The organism is Bacteroides stercorirosoris, assembly GCF_900142015.1.
Classification (GTDB): Bacteria; Bacteroidota; Bacteroidia; order Bacteroidales; family Bacteroidaceae; genus Bacteroides; species Bacteroides stercorirosoris.
This window is the reverse complement of the sequence record NZ_FQZN01000001.1, coordinates 252,941-274,452: the sequence shown is the minus strand read 5'-3', so window position 1 is coordinate 274,452 and position 21,512 is coordinate 252,941. Positions and strand designations below refer to the sequence as shown.

The window sequence follows — 21,512 nt, the reverse complement described above, 5'->3', positions numbered from 1 at the left end:
ATGAAAAGGACTATTTTTTTTGTATTTTTTGCATCGTTAGTTGTATTCAGTATTTCCGCACAGAACTGGGACATTAATACTTTACATAAAATAAATAGTTGGGATGGTAAATTCATTCGTAATTATAATAAAATAATTTCGCGTTCCGAACCTTACATTGCCGTGGGGGTTCCTGTGGCAATGGCGCTGGCTGCCTGGGTGAAGAAAGATCGTGAATTATTGAAAGATGCCATATATGTGGGAACCAGTGTCGCCGGTGCTTTTGTGGTGACTTATGGCATGAAGTATCTTATAGACCGCGAACGTCCGTTCGACCGTTATCCCGACCGGGTTCATGCTTATAGTCATGAAACCAGTCCTTCTTTCCCTTCGGGACATACGGCTACCACTTTTGCTTTGGCAACTTCGCTTTGCGTGAAGTACCCGAAATGGTATGTAATCGCTCCATCTGCCCTATGGGCATGTTCTGTCGGGGTATCGCGCATGAACGAAGGTGTACACTATCCGTCCGATGTGCTGGCGGGTGCAGCCATCGGGGCAGGATGTGCAGTAGTAAATATCTATGTGAACCGTTGGCTGAACAAGTGGTTGTTCGGCAATTAAAGCGGTAGTTTCTGCTCGTAAATCTTCTCGTTCAATATCTTGAGAGCTTGCTGGACGCTGTTGTTCGTGGTGTTCATCACCTGGAAGTATTCGTTCATGTCCCACAGGTCACGGGCAATCAAGGCTTTCAGCTGTGTCTTTATCAGAGGCAATGATTTGTTGTATTGCTCTTCATTGAACTCGATCTTCTCTTTGTCAGCGGCAGCGCGTATGTCTGCAAGCATCTGTTCGTCTATCTCGAACTTATTGTTGAAGGAGTCGAACTTCTTGTATTTTTCCTGCAATTCTTTCCGGTGGTTTTCGATATACTTCGTTGTGGCTTTGATGACTACACCTTTGGCTACAAGATTGCGGTGATAATCGGTGTATTGGGTGGTGTCAATCGGCACGAAGTAGTCGGGCATGATACCGCCGCCGCCGTATACGGTGCGTTTCAGTTTCTTGGTGGAATTCTTCAGAGAGTCGGGGAAGTGAATACTGTCGGCATGCATCATCTCTCCGCGGTTAAAGCGGTCTACCAGCTCCATATTGTATTTCTCCTGCCCGTCATCTTTCCTAAGGCCTCTGCCGTCGAGATTGGCGGTATGGTCATAGGGCTTCTGTATGCAACGGCCGGAAGGGGTATAATAGCGGGCGATAGTCAGTCGTATCATGGAACCGTCGGGAAGGTCGATGGGACGTTGAACCAAGCCTTTACCGAAAGTCCGGCGGCCTACAACTACTCCTCTGTCCCAGTCCTGTATGGCACCAGTCACGATTTCGCTTGCAGAAGCGGAATATTCGTCAACCAACACAATGAGACGTCCGTTTTTGAAATTACCCGTACCTCTGGCGTAGAAATTGCTGCGCTGTGAGGTTCTTCCTTCAGTATATACGATAAGTTCTTTCTGTTGCAGGAACTCGTTGGCAAGGTCGATGGCTGCGTTCAGATAACCGCCACCGTTGCCTTGCAGGTCGAGTATCAGGTCTTTCATTCCTTGTTTCTGCAATGCTTTGAGGGCAGCCGTGAACTCTTCGGCGGTGGTAGCACCGAAGCGGTTGATGCGGATATAGCCTGTCTTCGGCTGTATCATATAAGAAGCGTCCAAGCTGAGAATGGGTATTTTATCACGCTTTACGGTGAAAAGCAAAGGATCGTCCACTCCGCGGCGGACAATGGTCAGTTTCACTTCCGAATCCTTCGGGCCGCGCAGGCGTGCCATAATATCTTCTGTAGACATTTTCACACCGGCAATGGCGCTGTCGTTTACGGCAATGATGCGGTCGCCTGCCAGGATACCCACCTTTTCGGAAGGGCCATTGCTGACGGGTTGTATGATTAATAAAGTGTCTTCTATCATCTGGAACTGCACGCCGATACCCTCGAAGTTACCTTGCAGGGGTTCGTTCATCTTTTTCACTTCCTCGGCATCGTTGTATGTGGAGTGCGGGTCGAGTTGTGCCAGCATGCGTATAATCGCTTCTTCCACCAGTTTATTCTCATCCACCGAGTCAACGTAGAGGTTGGCAATAGCGAATTCGGCCATTTGTAACTTGCGGGCAGCTGTATTGCCCATCTTTTGCGCCTGCATGGAAGCCATGGCACTTACACATATCATCAAGATAAGAAGTTTCTTCATTATTCTCTTCATTTATCACTTAATCACTCTATCACTTAATTTCCATCCCTTCGGGGATAAACTGGCTGATGTCCTTGCCGAACTGCAACAGTTCGCGGACGGTAGTCGAACTGATACATGTCAGTTCAGGCTCGGTAAAGAGCAGGATGGTTTCGATACCTGCCAGCTTGCGGTTGATGTCTGCAATGGTTTCTTCGTATTCGAAGTCTTTCACGGTACGGATGCCGCGGACTATGAACTGCGCATCCACCTGTTGGGCAAAATCAATCGTCAGGCAATCATAAGAATATACTTTGATGCGCGGCTCGTTCCGGTAGAAATCCTGTATCATTTCCACGCGCTTCTCGATGGGGAAATAGGTGTTCTTGTTCTCGTTGATACCGATTCCGATAACGACTTCATCCATAAAAGTCAGCGCGCGCGCCACTACTGAGGAATGGCCGATGGTGAACGGGTCGAATGTTCCCGGAAAGATTGCTCTTCTCATGATGCCAGATCTTCTTCTATAACCAGATTGTTGATAATAAAGTTTTGCCGTTCCATGGTATTCTTACCCATGTAGAATTCCAATAGCTCTTTCACGAGGTCCGTCTTGCGCAGGGTGACCTGTTCCAGACGCATATCTTTGCCGATGAAATGCCTGAATTCATCCGGTGAGATTTCTCCCAAGCCCTTAAAGCGGGTGATTTCGGGATTCGGCCCCAGTTCCTCAATGGCTTTCTGCCGTTCTTCTTCCGTATAACAATAAGTGGTCTTTTTCTTATTGCGCACGCGGAACAGCGGGGTTTGCAATATATATACATGCCCTTTCTTTATCAAGTCCGGGAAGAATTGCAGGAAGAATGTGATGAGTAGCAGGCGGATATGCATACCGTCCACATCGGCATCGGTAGCGGCAATCACCTTGTTGTAGCGCAGCCCTTCAATGCCGTCCTCAATGTTCAGGGCGGCTTGCAGCAGGTTGAATTCTTCGTTCTCATATACCACCTTCTTGGTCAGCCCGAATGAGTTCAACGGTTTACCGCGGAGGCTGAACACGGCTTGCGTATTCACATCACGGCTCTTGGTGATGGAACCGCTGGCGGAGTCACCCTCGGTGATGAAGATGCAGGACTCTGCTTCCTGATCCTTTCCTTTGCCGTCGTTGAGGTGATAACGGCAGTCGCGCAACTTGCGGTTGTGCAGGTTGGCTTTCTTGGCACGTTCGCGCGCCAGCTTGGTCACGCCGGCAATGGCTTTGCGCTCCTTTTCGGAGTCTTGTATCTTTTGCAGCATAACTTCCGATACCAACGGGTTCTTGTGGAGATAGTTGTCCACTTCCGTCTTGATGAAGTCACCTACATATTTATTCACGCTAACACCGCCGGGAGACATGGAAGGAGAACCGAGCTTGGTTTTCGTCTGTCCCTCGAACTGAGGTTCTTCCACATTGATGGCGATGGCGGCAACGATACCGTTGCGGATGTCGGCATACTCCTGGTTCTTGTTGTAGAACTCTTTGATGGTGCGGGCGATGTGCTCTTTGAGCGCGCTCTGGTGCGTTCCGCCCTGGGTGGTATGCTGGCCGTTGACGAAGGAATAATATTCTTCGCCGTATTGGTTGGTATGTGTAAAGGCTATCTCAATATCCTCTCCTTTCAGATGGATGATGTTGTATAAGCCCTGTGCGGTCATGTTGTCGTTCAGCAAATCTTCCAGACCGTGGCGTGAAATGATGCGCTGACCGTTGTAGATGATGGAAAGTCCCGTATTCAGGTACGTATAATTACGCAGCAACATTTCCACGAAATTGGCTTGGAAGGAATAGTTCAGGAACAACGTGCTGTCCGGTTCGAAGAAGATGTAGGTTCCGCTTTCTTCGTCGCAGCTTTCCGTGACGTCGCTTTGGAGGTTACCTTTTTCGAAAATGGCAATACGGACCTTACCTTCACGGTAACTGCGTACTTCAAAACGGCTGCTCAGCGCGTTCACGGCTTTGATACCCACACCGTTCAGTCCGACGCTCTTCTTAAAAGCTTTGCTGTCGTACTTACCTCCGGTGTTGAGTTTGCTCACCGCTTCAATCAGCTTTCCTTGCGGAATGCCACGACCGTAGTCGCGCACACTGACGCGGAGATTCTCCTCAATGTTTATCTCAATCCGTTTACCCGCACCCATTTTGAATTCATCGATGCTGTTGTCCATTACCTCTTTCAGCAATACATAGATACCGTCGTCGTTCTGCGTACCGTCGCCCAGACGGCCGATATACATGCCCGAACGGACACGGATGTGCTCCATGTCGTCAAGATGACGAATGTTGTCTTCCGTATATTCTACATTACCTTCGGGCATCAGTCCGTTGATTTCTTCCATAAGTTTAATATAGTGTTTAGTGATTGGTGATTAGTGATTAGTGCCATGCGGCGTGATAGTTAACCACTAATCACTAATCACTAACCGTTAATCACTAATGATTAATCTCCTTAATGAACGCCCTGCGCCGTTTATGCTGTTCGGTCTTGAAGTACTCCCATTGCGCTTGTACCTTGCCATTCATTTCCAGCTCAGGATTGCTCTCTGCAAATATAAAACCTAATTTTTGATAAACCGGAATTAAATCGGAAAATAACAATGCGTTAACACCTTTGTTCTGGTACTCCGGCTTCACGGCTACGAGCAATAAATCCAACATCTTGGCACGCCGTTTCATGAACAGTGCTTTCAGCAGATAATACCATCCGAAAGGCAATAACCGTCCGTGGGCTTTCTGTAAAGCTTCGGACAGGGATGGCATGGAAATACCTACGGCAATCAGTTGGTCGTCGGCATCCGTGATAAGTGTCACCATGCGGAGGTCCACGATGGGGAGGTACATCTTCACGTATTGGTCAATCTGCCGTTGCGACAGGGCCGAATAGCCGAACAGGGGTTTATACGCTTCGTTCATCAGTTCAAAGATGGCCTGTCCGTATTCGCGGGCAATCTTCTTGGCTGATGTATATTTCTTTATCTTGAGGTTATATTTTCGTTGGATAAGGTCGGAGATGCGCTTGTGCTTGTCCGGTATGGCATCCGGAATATAGATTTTGAATTCCACCCAGTCGGCATCCTTTTCGAAGCCCATGCGCTCCATGTGCTGCGGATAGTAAGGATAGTTGTAGATGGTTGCCATGGTGCTGAGCTGGTCGTAACCTTCGATAAGCATACCCTCGGCATCGAAGTCGGTGAAGCCCAGCGGGCCTTGTATGTGAGTCATTCCACGCTCTTTTCCCCATTCTTCCACGGTGCGGATAAGGGTGTCGGCAACTTCCGGGTCATCGATAAAGTCAATCCAGCCGAAGCGAACATTCTTCTTTTCCCAAGTCTGGTTGGCTTTGTGGTTGATGATGGCGGCTACGCGTCCTACTATCTGGTTGTCCTTGTAAGCCAAGAAATACTCTGCCTCGCAGAATTCGAATGCCGCATTCTTCTTCTTGCTGAACGTGTTGAGCATATCGTCGTAAAGGTCGGGGACGGAGTAAGGGTTGCCTTTGTATAGCCGGTAATTGAAGCGGATGAACCGTTTCAACTCTTTAGTTGTGGAAACTTTTTTGATTGTTATTGCCATAATTTTATGTCTAATGAGGTGGCAAAGATACATGATAATCTTTAAAATACCACGTGGCAAGGATAAAAACTAATTCATTCCTGTATGCTTTTGCGATACTGTAAAGGCGTCATGCCCGTATTCTTGAGGAAAGCACGGCGGAAGGTGGAAGTGGAATTAAATCCGGAACATTCGGCTATCTCATCGATGTTCATGGTATAGGGGTAGACGGACAGTAGTTTCTTGCTTGCTTTTTCGATGCGCAGGTTGTTGATATAGTCATAGAAAGTGGTGTTCAACTGGTGGTTGAAGTAAGAGGACAGGTAAGTCCGGTTGGTGCCGATGGCGTTGGCTACATCTCCGATGGTCAGCTTGGGATTCAGATAGAGTTGCTGTTCTTCCATCACCTTCTGCAATTCTTCTTTAAAGGCGTGACTGAAACCGTTATCCTGCTCTGTGTAGCAGTCATTTTCGTTTTCTTCTTGGGGGGCTGTGGCAAGCAGGTTACCGCTCAGGTTGTTCGGCATGGGGACGGTGATCTGGTAAGCCGAATAATAGATGATGACAAACCACAGAACTATGGACGAAAGATAATAGATGGCATCTCCCCACCCCGTGATGTGCATGCTGGTGTATATCCACGTCATCAGACAGATGGCAAGAATGAGCGTGGCTTTTTTCAGCCAGGCAACGTCAATATGTTCCGAATAAGAGTAGTTGTTGCGTATATAACGTTGGTAGCGCCGGGCTCCGAAAGTGACTATCAGCACAATGACAAGGCTGTAAACCAGGATGAAGCCGAAATAGAACGGGAAGACAGGTGAATAAAAAGTGCACAGATAGACGATGGTAAACGCAATGTAGGGACTGAAAAGAACCGCAACTCTTCTCCAGTTGAGCCATCGTGGGGCTATCAGTTCCAGCAGATAGAACGAGCAGGCGGCAACTGCCCAACCGTCAACAAACAGCAGGGAATTGACTAACCGTTCGGTTTTCAGCGAAGGGAAGTAAAGCAGTATATCTTTGAACTCCAGCAATGCCCAGAAAGCAAGGGTCATCCCTAAAATACTCTGTATGCGGGAGCGTGGTTTATTGGCAAGCAAACGGAAACTGGCATATCCGAAGAACATGAATGCCGCTCCGTTCATAAAGTACGATACATTAAATCCTTCCATTCCTTTTTATTTAAAAATGCAAATATAGGAAAATGAGAGAATTTTCAAAAGAAATACGGATTAACCTTGCTGTTGCTCTGACTTATATTTCAGACGTTGTAAATTAATACGGCGGTGTAAGCTATGTAACAAAGTATTAATATGCTGCCTTCAATGCGCGTAATAGTCCGTTTGGCGAAGAACAGGCCGAATATCCACAGCAGGATGCTCGAACCCACCAGCACCAGTAAATCCAGGTTGGTGATACCCGTCAGATGTAGCGGTGTGATGGAAGCGCTGCAACCCAGCACGAAGAATATATTGAAAAGATTGCTTCCGATTACGTTTCCGATGGCAATCTCCGGATTCTTCTTCAGGGCGGCTACGATGGAAGTGGCAAGTTCGGGCAGAGACGTACCACCTGCCACAAGCGTCAGCCCGATGACCGATTCACTGACTCCCAGGCTGCGGGCAATGCCGCTGGCACCGTCCACAAAGAAACTGCCGCCGGCAATCAGCGCACCCAGTCCACCTATTATATATAGTATGGAGCGCCACATGGGAAGCTGCTTGATTTCCTCTTCCGCTTCCCCTTCCTTCTTTCCCTGAAAGGCGATGGCGAATGTATATCCGAGGAAGATGATGAAGAAACAGAGCAAGAGTAGTCCGTCCGTGGTGCTGAGTATGTTTTCCGGGCTGTGGTCCAGCAGCACATCATTGGCACAAATCAGCAGTACGATGGAAGATAGGATGCAGAGGGGAATCTCCTTGCGCAATGTGTTTTGAGAGATGACGATAGGAGCAAAGAGTGCCGTGCAACCCACAATCATCAGCGTGTTGAATATATTGCTGCCCACTACGTTGCCTATGGCGATGTCCGCACTTCCTTTCAGGGCGGAAGATACACTGACCGTCAGTTCCGGGGCGGAGGTTCCGAAAGCAACGATGGTAAGTCCGATGACGATGGACGGAATATGAAAACGTTTGGCAATGGATGCCGCGCCGTCTGTCAGCCCATTGGCACCTAAAAGGATGAGGAGGAGACCTCCGATAAGAAAGAGAATATCCATAAATTTCTGATTTGTGTGCAAATATAATTAATTCCTTTCATGAAAAGTGAAAAACATTCCGTATGTTTGGCGCTTTAATTAAACTTAAGGTCCGGAGTAGCTGTCATCCTGAGCGTAGCCGAAGGATATCTTCTCCTACTTGTATAACGCAGCCTTGTGCCGGGAGAGTAGCTCCTTCGGCTACGTTCAGGATGACGGATACTACAGTTATGATAGTGCAAACTGATTTTAATTGAGTATTATTGAGTATTTATGAAAAGAATTAGCGCAATATGCATCTGTCTGTTGCTTCTGCCCGTGTGTGGGGTATCTGCCCAGTTGGTGGAGAAGGTAAGGGATATTTTTAATGAAGATACGTTAGGGGCGGTTGCACCTCTCAAATCAGATACCGATTCGGTGTATAAGCTGAAGATACGGCAGGAACTGGAAGCTGCGCGGCTGAGTGAAGCCAATCTCAGGATGGAGATCGAGCAGATGAAGCTGAAGTATGATGCGGCGGATTCCCTTAAGCTGGCACAGCAACGCCAGCGCATCGACTCACTCCGGAGAGTGACTCCGGGTGTTCCCGTGGTGGTGGAAGGTGATACGCTGTATTACCTGTTTGTCAAGCGTGGCGGGCACACTCCCCAGCAGCGTGCCAAGATGAACGCGGCGGCCATTACGGAACTGGGCAAGCAGTTCAACCTACGACCGGATTCGGTGTATATAGATCGCAGCGATATTGTTACCGACCTGATGTATGGAAATAAGGTGCTGACTTCATTCACCGACCAGGACGGATTGTGGGAAGGCTGCACGCGCGATGAACTGGCCGTTGCCAAGCGGAAGGTGGTAGTGGATAAGCTCAAAGTGATGAAAGACGAGCATAGTCTGTGGCAGCTTGGCAAACGTATTCTCTATTTTATTCTTGTCATTGTCGGCCAGTATCTGCTGTTTAAACTCACCATCTGGCTGTTCAATAAGCTGAAAGTCCGTATTCAGCGGTTGAAAGATACCAAACTGAAGCCTATCTCCATTCAGGACTATGAATTGCTGGATACACAGAAGCAGGTGAATCTGCTTGTTTTCCTGGCAAACCTGTTGCGATATGCGGTGATGCTGCTTCAATTGGTGCTGACGGTGCCGCTGCTTTTCTCCATATTTCCTCAGACCAAAGACCTTGCCTATAAGTTGTTCTCGTATATATGGGACCCTATAAAAAGTATCTTCCTGGGCATAGTGGAATATATTCCCAATCTGTTCACCATCTTTGTGATATGGCTTGCCGTGAAGTATCTGGTGAGGCTGGTGCGCTATCTTGCCAGTGAGATACAGTCGGAGCGGTTGAAGATAGGCGGTTTCTATGCCGATTGGGCTATGCCGACGTTCCACATTGTGCGCTTCCTGCTTTATGCGTTTATGATTGCAATGATTTATCCCTATCTGCCGGGTTCCAAGTCGGGCGTTTTCCAGGGGATATCGGTCTTTGTCGGCTTGATTGTTTCGCTGGGTTCGAGTACGGTGATCGGGAATATCATAGCGGGACTGGTGATTACGTATATGCGTCCGTTCAAGTTGGGCGACCGCATCAAGCTGAATGACACTACGGGAAATGTAATAGAGAAGACTCCGTTGGTGACGCGCATCCGTACACCGAAGAATGAAGTCGTGACCATCCCGAACTCTTTCATCATGTCTTCGCATACGGTGAATTTCAGTCAGTCGGCACGCGATTACGGGTTGATTATCCATTCGGAGGTCAGCATAGGATACGATGTACCCTGGCGGAAAACACATCAACTTCTGATTGAGGCCGCGTTGAATACCCCCGGTGTAGTGGACGACCCGCGCCCGTTTGTACTGGAAACGTCTCTACAGGATTATTATCCGGTCTATCAGGTGAATGCTTATATAAAGGATGCCAACCAGTTGGCACAGGTTTACTCCGACCTGCATCAGAATATACAGGACCGCTTCAACGAAGAGGGCATCGAGATTATGTCGCCGCACTATATCGCTACGCGCGACGGTAGTGAGACGACGATACCGAAGGATGATTTGCGAGGGAAGAAGTAATTTTCTTATCGAACTCAGTTTACGAGCCTCTACTTTTAATTGTACCGAATCCGGTACAATAAGTACTCTTTCGATGACAGGCAGTCTGAGTAGTTGCAATATATTTAAATGAAATCATTGTTCTATAAGTATGCACTTAAGTCCGTTAATCTTATTGCTTTATTATGAATATTATTGTCATTGCTCGTTTCATGTGGAAAGACGGGGCGAACGGTCTGAATTGAAAATCTGCCGACCGTCCCGATGATAGTAGGAAAGAATGCAAGGAAATGATATCGCAAATGTTTGGAAAGAAAGCTATTGACTTGGTTCTGGACTTATTTGTATGCGTTGTACTGATAGAACCAATCAAATTGTTTCGTAAAAAGGGTGACTCGTATCAAACAGCTCCTGCGAAAGAATAGAGAAGAACCTTGTAAATGGCGGATAAAACAGCTCTCAAAGGAAGATTCTCACCTTCATTTTACCGGAAAACGCCCTTTCATATCACAAGACTACACCCTTTAGAGCAGATAGCTACACCTTTTTGGGCGGATAACTACACCCTTTTGAGCAAATAGTGTAGCCTTCCGGGCAAGATAAATCACCATGCGGCTTCCCGTTCCCTACCGTGGGAACTGTCGTTCCCCTTAATGGGAACGGCAGTTTCTCTTAATGGGAACAAGAGTCTCTCTTAATTGGAACGACTGTTTCTCTTAATTGGAACGGTTGTTCCTTGGGGCGGGAACGGCAGTTCCCTGCCGGTGGGAAACTGCAAACTCTTATATATGAATGGCTTGGAAATATGATCAAAAAGCACTAATCGTAAGCATCAACAAGATGCCATACTTCAGTAGTCCGGCAAAGGTTGCAAATGTCGATCCGAAAGGCATATCAAGAAGAAAGCCGACAATAGAGACATCATTTTTCAGTAAAGAAGGGATGTCTCTTCTTGCTTTACCGTGCCATCACAATCTCCGAATAGGGATAGCCGCTGCCGGGAACCGATTGCCAGTCTTTACTTACTAAATCGTATGCATAAATCAGCCTGCCGCCCCGGTTAGTGTCGAACAATACGTAGAGCTTCAGTGTCTCTGTATCTTCAGCGAGCATGGTTATGGAACGTGCCGGGTTGGGGAATGTGGCAAATGGTTCTTTCAGGGTCAACGTAGTCTGGTCCCACAGGCGCAGTTCGGTCTGACCGTCGGTTTTCACTATGACGTATCCTCCGGTGCGCACGTACTTGGTGGTTCCGTTATCTTTTTTATCGGTTATTGTCCAGAAGGGAATGAGTGCGGTGGCCTGTATCTGCTCGCCGACATGTACTTTGCTACTTTGTAAATCTAGTACGACGGGCGCAAAGCTGTTGTTGCCGTTATCGGCTGAGAGCAATAGCTGACTGGCGCCGCTCTGTACGCCGGGGTAGCGTGTCAAGGCTTCGGGCTTTATGGTTGCAGGTAGTTCGTAGCGGTGAGCCATGGGGGGCATCTGGCTTCGGGTGTAACCCGAGGTTGTGACGGATGCGAACACCACTTCATTGGGAGATATCTGCCTCACGGCTGTTATGGAGCCATCGGTATTGTTGCAAAGGGTTAATATGTTTTCAAGTCCCGTATCCTGCCAGTAGCGCATGGAGAGGTCGTAACAGTATACCTTGCGGATTCCGTCCTTCGTTTGTATTCCGCAGAGACGTTGGCTTTCGGGGGCGTTCACTACGCAGGAGAAGTCTTTCTGGTCTTCTGCCAGTTCCACGATGTCCGTTGGGTTCGCTTTGGCGAGGTCTACGTGTTGGATGCAGTTTTTATAGCCCGTGTCGGAATGGGAGTTGGTGATGCCGTAGAGTTGGAACTCTTCGGGCGCCTGGCCGTTGGAGACTGCGATTTCGCCAAGCGTCATTATGTCGCCGGCGCGGCGCAGAAGTATTTTGGTAGTTGAAGCGGGATAGTGCCCGGGTGCCAGGAAGGTGATGCTTGTGGCAGTCTGTTCCAACATGACGGGCAATACGCCACGGGCATGTCCCTGATAGTTGAGTGCGGGCTCGTCGGGAAGCGGCCAATAGATTTCGAACATGACATCGTCATCAAGCTGGAAGCCTTGCGCTTTGATGGTTACTTTATCTCCGGGATTGAATACGGTGCCTGCGGCAGGCATTACGATGTCGGTTACTAAGATGGGCTGTTTGTCGTCATCTTTTGCACAGGCCGCAAGCAGCAGGCCGAATAACAGGAAGAGGTATATCTTCTTCATAGCGTTTTTTATGTTTGAACGATACAAAGGTATTATTTTTAGCGATATACTCTCTTCTCTTCACTGTGTATTTTGCGTCGGATAGTAAAAAAGGAATTACCGTGAGGTGCGTGTCACGGTATGCAGCACATTCCCTTTCTTGTCAATCATCCGCAACGTCAGTTCCTTCTTGTCTGCCGAAATGATGGAGAAACCCGGTTCCGGACTGCAAAACACTGTTCCTTCCGTGGGTTTCACTTTGCGGGAGAGGGAGCCGGAGGAGTTGACGATGTAATCAATATTGCTTCCCGCCTTGCGGATGTGCTGGAAGTTGTGGATATGTCCGCAGACGTACATATCTACTTTATGCTTGCGGAGTATCGGGTCGAGGCGGGCTTGCATATCCAGGCGTTCGCTGTCGTCCTTCGGAGTTTCGGCGTAGATGGGGTGGTGTCCGGCAACGATGACCCAGTCTTCTTTTGCGGCGGTCAGTACGGAGTCTATCCAGGCGAGTTGTTGCTGTAAGTCCTGCTTGCGGGCGTCGGGATAGGTGGCGGAGTCGTTGCGGTATTTGTCCATCATGGGGGCGGTGTCCACCCAGACGATGCGGAGGGTGATGCCGTCGTCTTCGAATGCTTTGGTATAGTAGCGGGCGGGCATGGTCCAGCGGCGGCTGACGTTGGTGTAGTCCATTACGGCTTGCGTGTTGCCGCGGTATTCGTGGTTGCCAAGTACGGGAAACCAGTCTATCATCAGTTCCGGGTGGGAGTAGATGAGCTCGTAGTTGGTCATCCACAGAGGGTCGTTCACGCTGCGTACGCCTTCAAAATGGTGGATGTCTCCGGTGGCGACTACGAATTCGGGACCGACTTCTTCGGCTATGGTTCCCATCAGTTCGGCTATGGGCTTCTGGTCGTAATAGCCATTGCGGCCGAGGTCGTTGGCGACGTAGAAGTTGAATTTCTTGTCGAAGATGGAATAATCCGTTATCTGTGCGGTTGCCCAGTTGCTGAGGAGGACAACTAAAAGGAGAAAGAATACTTTTTTCATTATTATATTGATTTGATTGTTAGAAGTTGATTTTCACACCTGCATTCACTTTCACTCCGTAATGTTCGCTCTGCATCGTCCGCTCCTTCGTTCCTTGATAGTATCGCAAGGGCTGGTTCAGCAAATTGGTGGCTTCGGCATAGAACGTTGTTTTCAGTTTCTTTCCGAAAGTATAGCTGGCGTTGGCATCCATATAATTCACTGCGTCGTAATAGCGGTCGTAGAACTTATCCGCTCCCATCTCGTCGATAAATGCCGATGCATAGTTGTAAGAAAGGCGGAGGCTCACGCCGGATTTCTCAAAGAAGAGCGAAGCATTGGCCGTGTGCTCCGGAGAACCCGGCAGGCGCAGACCGCTTTCATTCTCACGTCCCTCGAAGTTGAAGTTATCCACGCGGGAGTAAGAGTAAGTGTATGTTCCGTAGAAGCCGATGCATTTCAAGGCCGGGGCTATGAAACTGAAGTCGCGCTGATAAGCTACCTCCACACCCAGCAGGTCGGCGTTGCCCGAGTTGCGCGGCTGGCTGAACTTGGTATACGTGGTTCCGTTGTAATTGTAGTTGCGCATAGTCTGGTCTACGATGAAATCATTGATTTTCTTGTAGAAGACACCGGCACTGACAAGACCGATGCTCTTGAAGTAATACTCACCGCTCAGGTCGAAGTTATAAGAAATGGTGGGTTTCAGGCCCGGATTACCCAAAGAGATGGAGTTGTCGCTACGCTTAATCGTAATATTCGGTGCCAAGGCCGCATACTTAGGTCGTGCAATTGTATTGGTGAACGAGGCACGCACCTTGAAGTCATCGTTTACATCATACTTCACAAGAACGGAAGGAAGCACATTCAGATAACTGTCCGACTCGTAGGCTGTGCGGGTGGTCTTGTCTTCGTCCGCATCATACTGGCTACCCGAATATTTCACATGTGTATTCTCCAGACGCAGGCCCAGCATCAAGTCCCACTTCTCACCCAGTTTCTGGTCGAAACGCAGATAACCTGCCGCAACGGTTTCTTTGGCGTTGAAGTTGGTGGCAAGCTCTTCCTGCACCTGGTTCTTTTCAAACAGACTTGCATTGTTCAAGTCAAGTTCTCCCAGATACTCCTTGCTTATGAAGCTACCGGCTTTATATTGCTTGCCCGGCATGTATCCGTCCCGGTTCTGGTCTACGGCAGCCGCCAGACTGGCTTTGTCGAAACCGTCTTCATCCAGCGGGGTGTATTCGTAGAAATCAATCTCTTTATCTTTAGTCTTATGCACCACCTTGGTTCCGAAGCGCAGATGATTGCCGAACTTTCCTTTTGTGAGCGGCAAGCTGAAATCGAGCTTGAACTTGAAGTCCTTCTCTTGAATATCTTCCTGTTGCTCCGTCACCTCTTTCAGGCTGAAATCGTCGTTCAGATACATAGCCGAACCTTCCTGCGGAGTAAGCAACGGCTTGCGCTCATCGCTCAAATCCATTGTGAACTTCTGTTTCTTCAGTTGATAGTCGATGTAGCGTTCATTGGGACGTTCTTCGCTGGCTTTGGCGTAGTTGACGCTCCACTTTGTATCCAGTTTGCCGAAGAGGTGCTCGCCGCCGAGGGTGAAGTCCATCGTGCGCTGACGTTCCAGACGGGCGTTGCGGTTGTCGGGTGTGCCGCCTTTGGTCTGCACGCGCACGGCGCCTTTGTTGTTGATGGAACAATATTCGTTGCCATTGTCGTCTTCTTCCAGATTGATACCTTTCACGTTGAGGCGGTAACGGTTTTCCCAGTCGTTGCGGTTGTTGAAGATGCCTTTGAAAGTCAGCTTGTGGTTTTCGTTGATGTTCCAGTCCAGTGCGGCGGAGTAGCTTTGGCGTTCGCGGGTGACGTAGTATTGGCGCACCTGATAGTCGGTGATGCAAAGTTCTCCGGTTTCTACGTCCTTGTCCCATACAAATTCGATGTCATCCGAGCCGGAGGGGGAGTTCTGATAGGAAGCGGAAAGAATGAGTCCCAGTTTGTCGTTGAAGAAGCGGTCACCATAGGTGAAACCCAGGTTCAGTTGTGCTTTGTCGCTAATCCAGTTGTAGCCTGTTCCGGCGGTGGCACTGATGAAGCGTTTATAAGGAGAGTTCTTCGTAATCAGATTGATGGAACCACCGATGGCGTCGGCATCCATATCTGGGGTGACTACTTTGTTCACTTCGATGGTCTGTATCATATCTGCCGGGATGAGGTCCAGTTGCACGTTGCGCGTATCACCTTCGGCAGAAGGAACGCGGTTGCCGTTGATAGTGACGGAACTCATGTCGGCAGAGGTGCCGCGTACTTGTCCGAAGCGGGCTTCACCCTGGTCGTACTGTACGTTGATACCCGAGATGCGTTTCAGTGCATCACCTATGTTGGAGTCGGGGAACTTGCCTACCTGGTCGGCAGACACTACATTCTTGATGCCGAGGCTGTTCTTCTGCGAATTGACGGCGCGGCGTTGTCCCTGAAAGGCGCCGCCTACCACTACTTCCTGTAGTTCCACTCCTTCATTCATCACTACGTCTTTTTCTAAAGTGCGTCCTTCGGGAATGGTTATTTTCAGTTCTACGGGTGAATAGCCCACATAACTTACTTTTACGGTATACGTCCCCGGTTCCAGATTGGGGAAAGTGTAGAAGCCATTGACGTCGCTCGTCACTCCGGCATGCAGTTTCTCGATGTAGATGGAGGCACCCGGAAGGGTTTGTTTTGTGGCATCAATGATGCGGCCGCGTACGGTGCCCTGTTTCACTACGTTTACTTTCTCGTCGGCTTTTGCCGTGCTGCCGACTGTTAGAAATAAGAATAAGAGCGTGAATACTTTAACAATGTGTTTCATACCTGTTGTCATTCGTTGATTAATTTGCCGCAAAAGTAGAGACGTGGCGTTTCATACGTTTTGCGGCAAATTTAAGAATCAGTAACAAATATGATACATTCCGGTTACAATCGGTAATGGAAATAATCCACATCTACGAAACCGGCCTCTCCCTTATCATTAAAACAATAAATGCCTACGCGGTCACCCCTGTAATTTCCCCATACCAATTGATAAGGTTCTCCAAACGGCAGGAAGTTATCCCCGTCCAGACTATAATAATAGTGGGATTTACCATCTAACCCCCACTGCGTCCTAAGCCATACATATTGCGACCGGATGGGTATTCCTCTCGTTATGTCATCATTCTTTCTATATTCCAGATAGCAGGTACCCTCTTCTTTTACTATGCCAATGGCCGAATGTTGTGAGGAGAAGTGGCAAAGCCCGTTCTTTTGCCCGTCTTTCATATTGGAAATATCCATCTTTATCACGACCTCATTATCTTGCTTTCTGAAAGTCCTCTGCGTAAGTATATTGCCGGCTTTCAGCAGTTTATCGGTCTCTAAAGGTCGGTAAGCTTTCAGGCGTAACCAGCCCGGACGTTCGGTGAGTGAAAAGTATTCCTTCCTCGGCTGATAGTTCCACTGCCACTGCGGGGCAAGCCGTTCATCGTCGAAATCATCACTACGCTTGATAGATAGTTTCTCAGTATATTTGAAAGGCATCTTTCCACTCCATTTCATTGCACCGATGTTCTGGGGCAGCACTTCACCCAGTATGGGCCAGCCATCTACCCACGCAACAGGTAGCAGACTGACAATTCGCCCGCTCCAGTCTCCCGTGCCGTGGTGGGTCAGGAAATACCAGTTATTATCTTTTCCCAAGATGATGCCTCCCTGGTTCGGTTCCATGGCTTCACAACCGGGCAGTGCCAATTGTCTCTCCTCTTTATAGGGCCCTGTCAACTTCCTGGAACGCTTTGCCATGACGTAACGGCCCACTCCCGGCTTATGCTCACTGAAAATCAGATAATACCAGCCGTTCACCTTAATCAATTTACTGGCTTCCCTGCCACTGCCCGAATTGATGAGTACCGCAGATTTCCGGTCGATGCTTTTCCCATCTTCAGCCATCTTAAAGAGATAGGTCTTATATCCGTCGGCAAAATGGGTGCCGACAAAGTAGGCTTTCCCGTTGTCATCCCACATTGCAGTACAATCGTCCCAGCCTGCTTCGGCAAGAAGCGGTGTCAGTGGTTCCCACGGACCTTCGGGGTGAGCGGCAGAGGTCATGAAGTACCCTTCGTCGGGTGTACCGAAGAATAAGTAGAAACGCCCGTTATGATGGCGGAGGGTTCCGGCCCACACGCCACGGCCATAGCGGTCCATGCGGGTCCAGTTCAGGGATTCACTTATTTGGGTCAGGTCATCTATAATATTGCTGCATATTTCCCAGTTCACCAGGTCTTTGGAATGTAGCAGCGTCATTCCCGGAGAGAACTGGAAGGTGGAGGATATCGCGTAATAGTCTTCACCAACTCGGATACAATCAATATCGCTATAATCTGACGGAATGATGGGGTTCAGGTAGGTACCGTCTTCCTGGTCGCCCCAGTTTTTCCAGTTTCCCCATTCGGTTTGTTGCTGCCCCATCAGGTAGCCGCTAAAATATACGCAAAAGATTAGTGCTAATAGGTGTTTCATAATAACTTCTTATTAGTAAATATTCCATTCCCAAATTCCTTTTACGCCCTCTGATATCTTTATCCTGAGATACCGGTATTTCTTGCCTGGTGCATCCGTATGCGGCGACTGTATTCTTATATCTTCATGTCCTCCACAAGCTTCCCATACCTTTCCATCGTTCGAACCTTCAAGCAGATAGGCATGTCCGGCTGTGGGACGCACAAAGTAGACTTCACTGCGGCGCACCTTCCTGGTTGTTCCCAAATCTGCAACAATCCAGCTTTCATTATCCCTGTCAGCCGCCATCCACCGCGAGCCATTGGCCCCATCTGCTGCAAAAGCGGGAACGAAATATTCTGTTCGGCGGCACAAAGTATCCTTCATCGGTTTGATGTGTAAAGGCTCTGCTATACTGGACGCATAAATGGTGTCTACCTTTATTTTCTTCTCCCGCTTTACCTTCCGCAAGGCGCCCACTCCATCCAGAGTAAGTTCGACAGGCCGGATGGTGCCGTCATCATTAAACTCCAATCGGTTTACATAAGTTTGCCGGTTTGTACTACGCCGTCCAAACTCCAGATAAGCGAAATAATAATCATCCGTTCCTTCCGGACTGAATACACAACCATGTCCCGGGCCGAAAACTCCCTTTTTATAATCAGTCGTGGAAACTATGTCCTGCTTAGGAAATTCAAACGGCCCCATTGGAGAAACTTTGCTCATCACATAAGCATACTGATACTTTTCGTCTCCTCCAATGGTGTATAAATAATAGTATATTCCTTTTCTTTTAAAGAAAATGGGTCCTTCGGAATATTCTTTGCGGGGAGTGGAGATCATTTGGATGTCCGAATCCACCGTTATCATGTCTTTATTAAGTTTAGCCACATGCCTGCGTCCCCAGAACACATAAGCCTGACCGTCGTCATCAATAAACACCTCAGCATCAATGCCTCCGGGATCTTCTGTTTGTAATAAGGTGGAAGTCGTGAAAGGTTTATGAAACTCATCTTTTCCACGGGCCAGCCTGAAAGGACCATCCGGACTATCCGCTACTGCGGGATACATATATCCGTTTATTGTCGGATAAATGTAGTATTTACCATTGGCAGCGACAGCCTTACTGGGTGCCCAGTACTTTTCTTTCGCGGCAGAAGGGAAATAAGTACCGTCAAAGCTCCAATGAACAAAGTCCTTTGATTTCCATACCACAGGCGGTCCCGAAGTTTTCAATCCCCGGCCATATCCGTCAGTGGTAGCGTAGCAATAGAACGTTCCGTTTATTTCCTGAATGCTTGCATCTGCAATCATATCAGGTATCAAAGCGTTACCGAAAGGATTGTCTGCTCCTGTCTGCGCTGTTATTGGCTCTGAAATCAGAATCCCTAACATTAAACTGGTAAAAAGACTTTTCTTCATAATATTATAATCGTTTTAAGGTTACACCTACTTTAAGAAAAAGCAAAGTAAAGCTTTTCTATCAGAATTCTTACTATTCATATAGATGAAACATTCGCTCCATCAGTTTCCATTTCTCTGCAGAGGTGCTTGTAGGTACACACTCCTGAAATTTGGATACATACTCTTCCCATTCTGCTTGTCTGGGTAAATGAGAAAGCTTGTCCATAGCTGTTTCCCAATCGAAGTCAAGCGGTGTTTCTATAATCATGAATAACCGGGAACCTAATATATAGATTTCCATCTCTAAAATACCTACTGAACGAATGCCGGCTCTTATTTCCGGCCAGGCTTCAGGTTTGCTGTGGCACCTGATGTACTCCTTAATTAGTTTTGGATTGTCTTTTAAATCCATAGTCTGGCAATATCTTTTTACCGGGCAATGGTATTCCTTTACTTGATATCCTTTATTTGTCATAATCTTATTGCATTAAAAAACTATATAATAATATAAGTATCCGGAGACAAAGTTCCGGATACTTAACCATACCTATTAATTACTTGTCCATTAAATAAAAACTAATTGTATCCTGTATTCTGTTTGAGGTTCTTATTGACATTCAGATCATTCTGTGGTATTGGGAAATAACGGTTATGAGGTGACCAGGTGCGCTTTTCAAACTGATAATACATGTCTTCATCAACCGGAGAAGCTGCAGTTCCGCTTCCCCGATAATTCCGGGCTTTGGGATCGTCTGATAGTTTAACGCCTGTGAATGTATGGTTCAACTCTTTTTCGGCAATGCCCCAACGCAGTACATCATAATAACGCAGGCCTTCAAAAGCCAGTTCAACCCGCCTTTCTTTGCGGACAGCTTCACGGATTAGTTCCTGAGACATATTGGCTTTTTCAAGCTTTGTTAATTTTACACGGTCACGAATGTCGTTTATTGTAAGGTCGAGAATGTCTTGGTCTACGGCACTTGGCTGAGCTTCGTTCAAAGCTTCCAGATAGCTTAACAAGACTTCTGCATAACGCATTATCGGCGTATAAGTGGGAGTAGCTCCCAAATTGTTGATTATGGAAGGATCACATCCTTTCTTGGGGCAATAACCATTAAACAGGGCAAACTTGTTATAGTAATCTGAAGTGTTGGCACCTTTGAAACAATCGTAGGTTATGTCGTTATATGTACTTCCGGGATAACTTCCCAATGGCGGCAAGAAGACGGACGCATATAAACGTAAATCACGATTTGCATAGGGGTCATTTTCATCATATACTTCAGATGTTTTTATATCCTTACCGTCTGTACAAAAGTACTCTTTGACCAGTTCATTATAAGGGGCAAATTGGTGCCAACCACCGTAAGCAGCCTCAGGATACAAATATTGATAACGTGAATTTGTATATAAGTCCTTTACTCCCATGATGCAGAATATTGTTTCAGGACTATATTCTCCGCCTATCTGGAATAGCTTTTCATAACTATCTTCACCATAACGGCGATCTAGTTCATATGTTCCGGAATCAATGACGCTACGCAAAACAGCAGCGGCTTCCGACCATTTCTCTTGTGCCAGATAGAGACGGCTTAACAATACTTGTGCTGCTCCTTTCGTGAAACGTCCATATTCTTCCGACGAGTATTTGGTTGGCAATAGATTGATGGCTGCTTTCAAATCAGTTTCCACCTGAGCATAGACGTCCGCTTGTGGAGTTTGTGAGATGGTGTTAGCTTCTTCTACTGACAATGTTTTCAATGGCATCGGTACATCTTTATAATAAAATGCAAGATTGAATAAGAAATAGGCACGCAGGCATTTCACTTCGGCTGACCAGATTTCTTTTTTATCTCCATCCATAGGACAGTCCGTTATATTTTCTAGGAAGACATTGTATTTGGCTATCTGGGTATAGGCGTTTCCCCAATACCAACGCAGATTACCATTGGTGGCAACTGTGTTGGAACTTGCCATCAATGTGGAAAAGTTTTCTTTTTCCGTACCATTTCCTCCGGCAAAATCCAGATAGAGCAATCCTTGTGGGGTGGCAAAATCATCATGCGACCAGCCGGTCTGGAAACGATAGCACCCGGTCAATGCCAGCATAGCATCTCCTTCACCTGTCCAAAAGCTACCATCAGAAATAGATGAAGGAGGTTCTTTATCTAATAAGTCTGAACAACTTACTGTTACCAATGATAAAGCCAAAGTAACTAAACAGGCTTTTGTTATTTCTAATGTATGATATATATTTTTCATATTGTTCTTGATTGAATCGTTA

The 21,512-nt window shown here is 47.5% G+C and carries 15 protein-coding genes; 2 read left to right on the top strand and 13 right to left on the bottom strand.

Annotation, left to right across the window (positions count from 1 at the left end; genetic code table 11):
• Nucleotides 1–603 (top strand): phosphatase PAP2 family protein, encoded by a 603-nt coding sequence (locus tag BUC01_RS00915; protein ID WP_073312501.1) that lies wholly within the window; start codon nt 1–3, stop codon nt 601–603.
• On the opposite strand, the gene BUC01_RS00910 is transcribed toward BUC01_RS00915, so the two are convergent.
• From BUC01_RS00910 to BUC01_RS00885, 6 genes are all read right to left on the bottom strand, one after another.
• Nucleotides 600–2,222: a S41 family peptidase gene (locus BUC01_RS00910; protein WP_025830516.1), complete on the bottom strand. Its 1,623-nt coding sequence runs from the start codon at nt 2,220–2,222 to the stop codon at nt 600–602. The two genes, BUC01_RS00915 and BUC01_RS00910, sit on opposite strands and share 4 nt — an antisense overlap.
• A gap of 31 nt (nt 2,223–2,253) precedes the next feature.
• The gene (coaD, locus tag BUC01_RS00905; protein WP_025830517.1) at nt 2,254–2,709 is read right to left on the bottom strand and encodes a pantetheine-phosphate adenylyltransferase; all 456 of its coding nucleotides are present in this window, start codon (nt 2,707–2,709) and stop codon (nt 2,254–2,256) included.
• Nucleotides 2,706–4,577: a DNA topoisomerase IV subunit B gene (locus BUC01_RS00900; protein WP_073312440.1), complete on the bottom strand. Its 1,872-nt coding sequence runs from the start codon at nt 4,575–4,577 to the stop codon at nt 2,706–2,708. Before BUC01_RS00900 ends, coaD begins: the two co-directional genes overlap by 4 nt.
• Nucleotides 4,578–4,671: 94 nt before the next feature.
• Nucleotides 4,672–5,811 carry an N-acetyltransferase gene (locus BUC01_RS00895; protein WP_073312439.1) on the bottom strand — a complete coding sequence of 380 codons (1,140 nt, stop codon included), beginning with the start codon at nt 5,809–5,811 and terminating at the stop codon, nt 4,672–4,674.
• 74 nt (nt 5,812–5,885) lie between these two features.
• A complete protein-coding gene (locus tag BUC01_RS00890; protein WP_025830518.1) occupies nt 5,886–6,965 on the bottom strand; it encodes a helix-turn-helix domain-containing protein in 1,080 nt (359 codons plus the stop codon).
• 89 nt (nt 6,966–7,054) lie between these two features.
• Nucleotides 7,055–8,014 (bottom strand): calcium/sodium antiporter, encoded by a 960-nt coding sequence (locus BUC01_RS00885; RefSeq protein ID WP_073312438.1) that lies wholly within the window; start codon nt 8,012–8,014, stop codon nt 7,055–7,057.
• Between the two features lie 252 nt (nt 8,015–8,266).
• Here BUC01_RS00885 and BUC01_RS00880 point away from each other — a divergent pair, with 252 nt between their 5' ends.
• On the top strand, nt 8,267–10,069 hold the full coding sequence (locus BUC01_RS00880) for a mechanosensitive ion channel family protein (RefSeq protein WP_025830519.1): 1,803 nt from the start codon (nt 8,267–8,269) through the stop codon (nt 10,067–10,069).
• A 936-nt stretch (nt 10,070–11,005) separates the two neighbouring features.
• Here BUC01_RS00880 and BUC01_RS00875 read toward each other — a convergent pair.
• The 7 genes from BUC01_RS00875 to BUC01_RS00845 all read right to left on the bottom strand — a co-directional run bounded on the left by BUC01_RS00875 (nt 11,006) and on the right by BUC01_RS00845 (nt 21,490).
• Nucleotides 11,006–12,295, bottom strand: a complete 1,290-nt coding sequence (locus BUC01_RS00875; protein ID WP_073312437.1) for a WD40-like domain containing protein — start codon at nt 12,293–12,295, stop codon at nt 11,006–11,008.
• A 96-nt stretch (nt 12,296–12,391) separates the two neighbouring features.
• Nucleotides 12,392–13,324 carry a metallophosphoesterase gene (locus BUC01_RS00870; protein ID WP_034523877.1) on the bottom strand — a complete coding sequence of 311 codons (933 nt, stop codon included), beginning with the start codon at nt 13,322–13,324 and terminating at the stop codon, nt 12,392–12,394.
• 19 nt (nt 13,325–13,343) lie between these two features.
• Nucleotides 13,344–16,160 carry a TonB-dependent receptor gene (locus tag BUC01_RS00865; RefSeq protein ID WP_073312499.1) on the bottom strand — a complete coding sequence of 939 codons (2,817 nt, stop codon included), beginning with the start codon at nt 16,158–16,160 and terminating at the stop codon, nt 13,344–13,346.
• Between the two features lie 104 nt (nt 16,161–16,264).
• Nucleotides 16,265–17,845 (bottom strand): glycoside hydrolase family 43 protein, encoded by a 1,581-nt coding sequence (locus tag BUC01_RS00860; protein WP_025830525.1) that lies wholly within the window; start codon nt 17,843–17,845, stop codon nt 16,265–16,267.
• A gap of 12 nt (nt 17,846–17,857) precedes the next feature.
• The gene (locus BUC01_RS00855; protein ID WP_025830526.1) at nt 17,858–19,246 is read right to left on the bottom strand and encodes a family 43 glycosylhydrolase; all 1,389 of its coding nucleotides are present in this window, start codon (nt 19,244–19,246) and stop codon (nt 17,858–17,860) included.
• A 73-nt stretch (nt 19,247–19,319) separates the two neighbouring features.
• Nucleotides 19,320–19,703: an L-rhamnose mutarotase gene (locus tag BUC01_RS00850; protein WP_007660871.1), complete on the bottom strand. Its 384-nt coding sequence runs from the start codon at nt 19,701–19,703 to the stop codon at nt 19,320–19,322.
• Between the two features lie 101 nt (nt 19,704–19,804).
• On the bottom strand, nt 19,805–21,490 hold the full coding sequence (locus tag BUC01_RS00845; protein ID WP_025830527.1) for a RagB/SusD family nutrient uptake outer membrane protein: 1,686 nt from the start codon (nt 21,488–21,490) through the stop codon (nt 19,805–19,807).
• Nucleotides 21,491–21,512 lie beyond the last annotated feature (22 nt).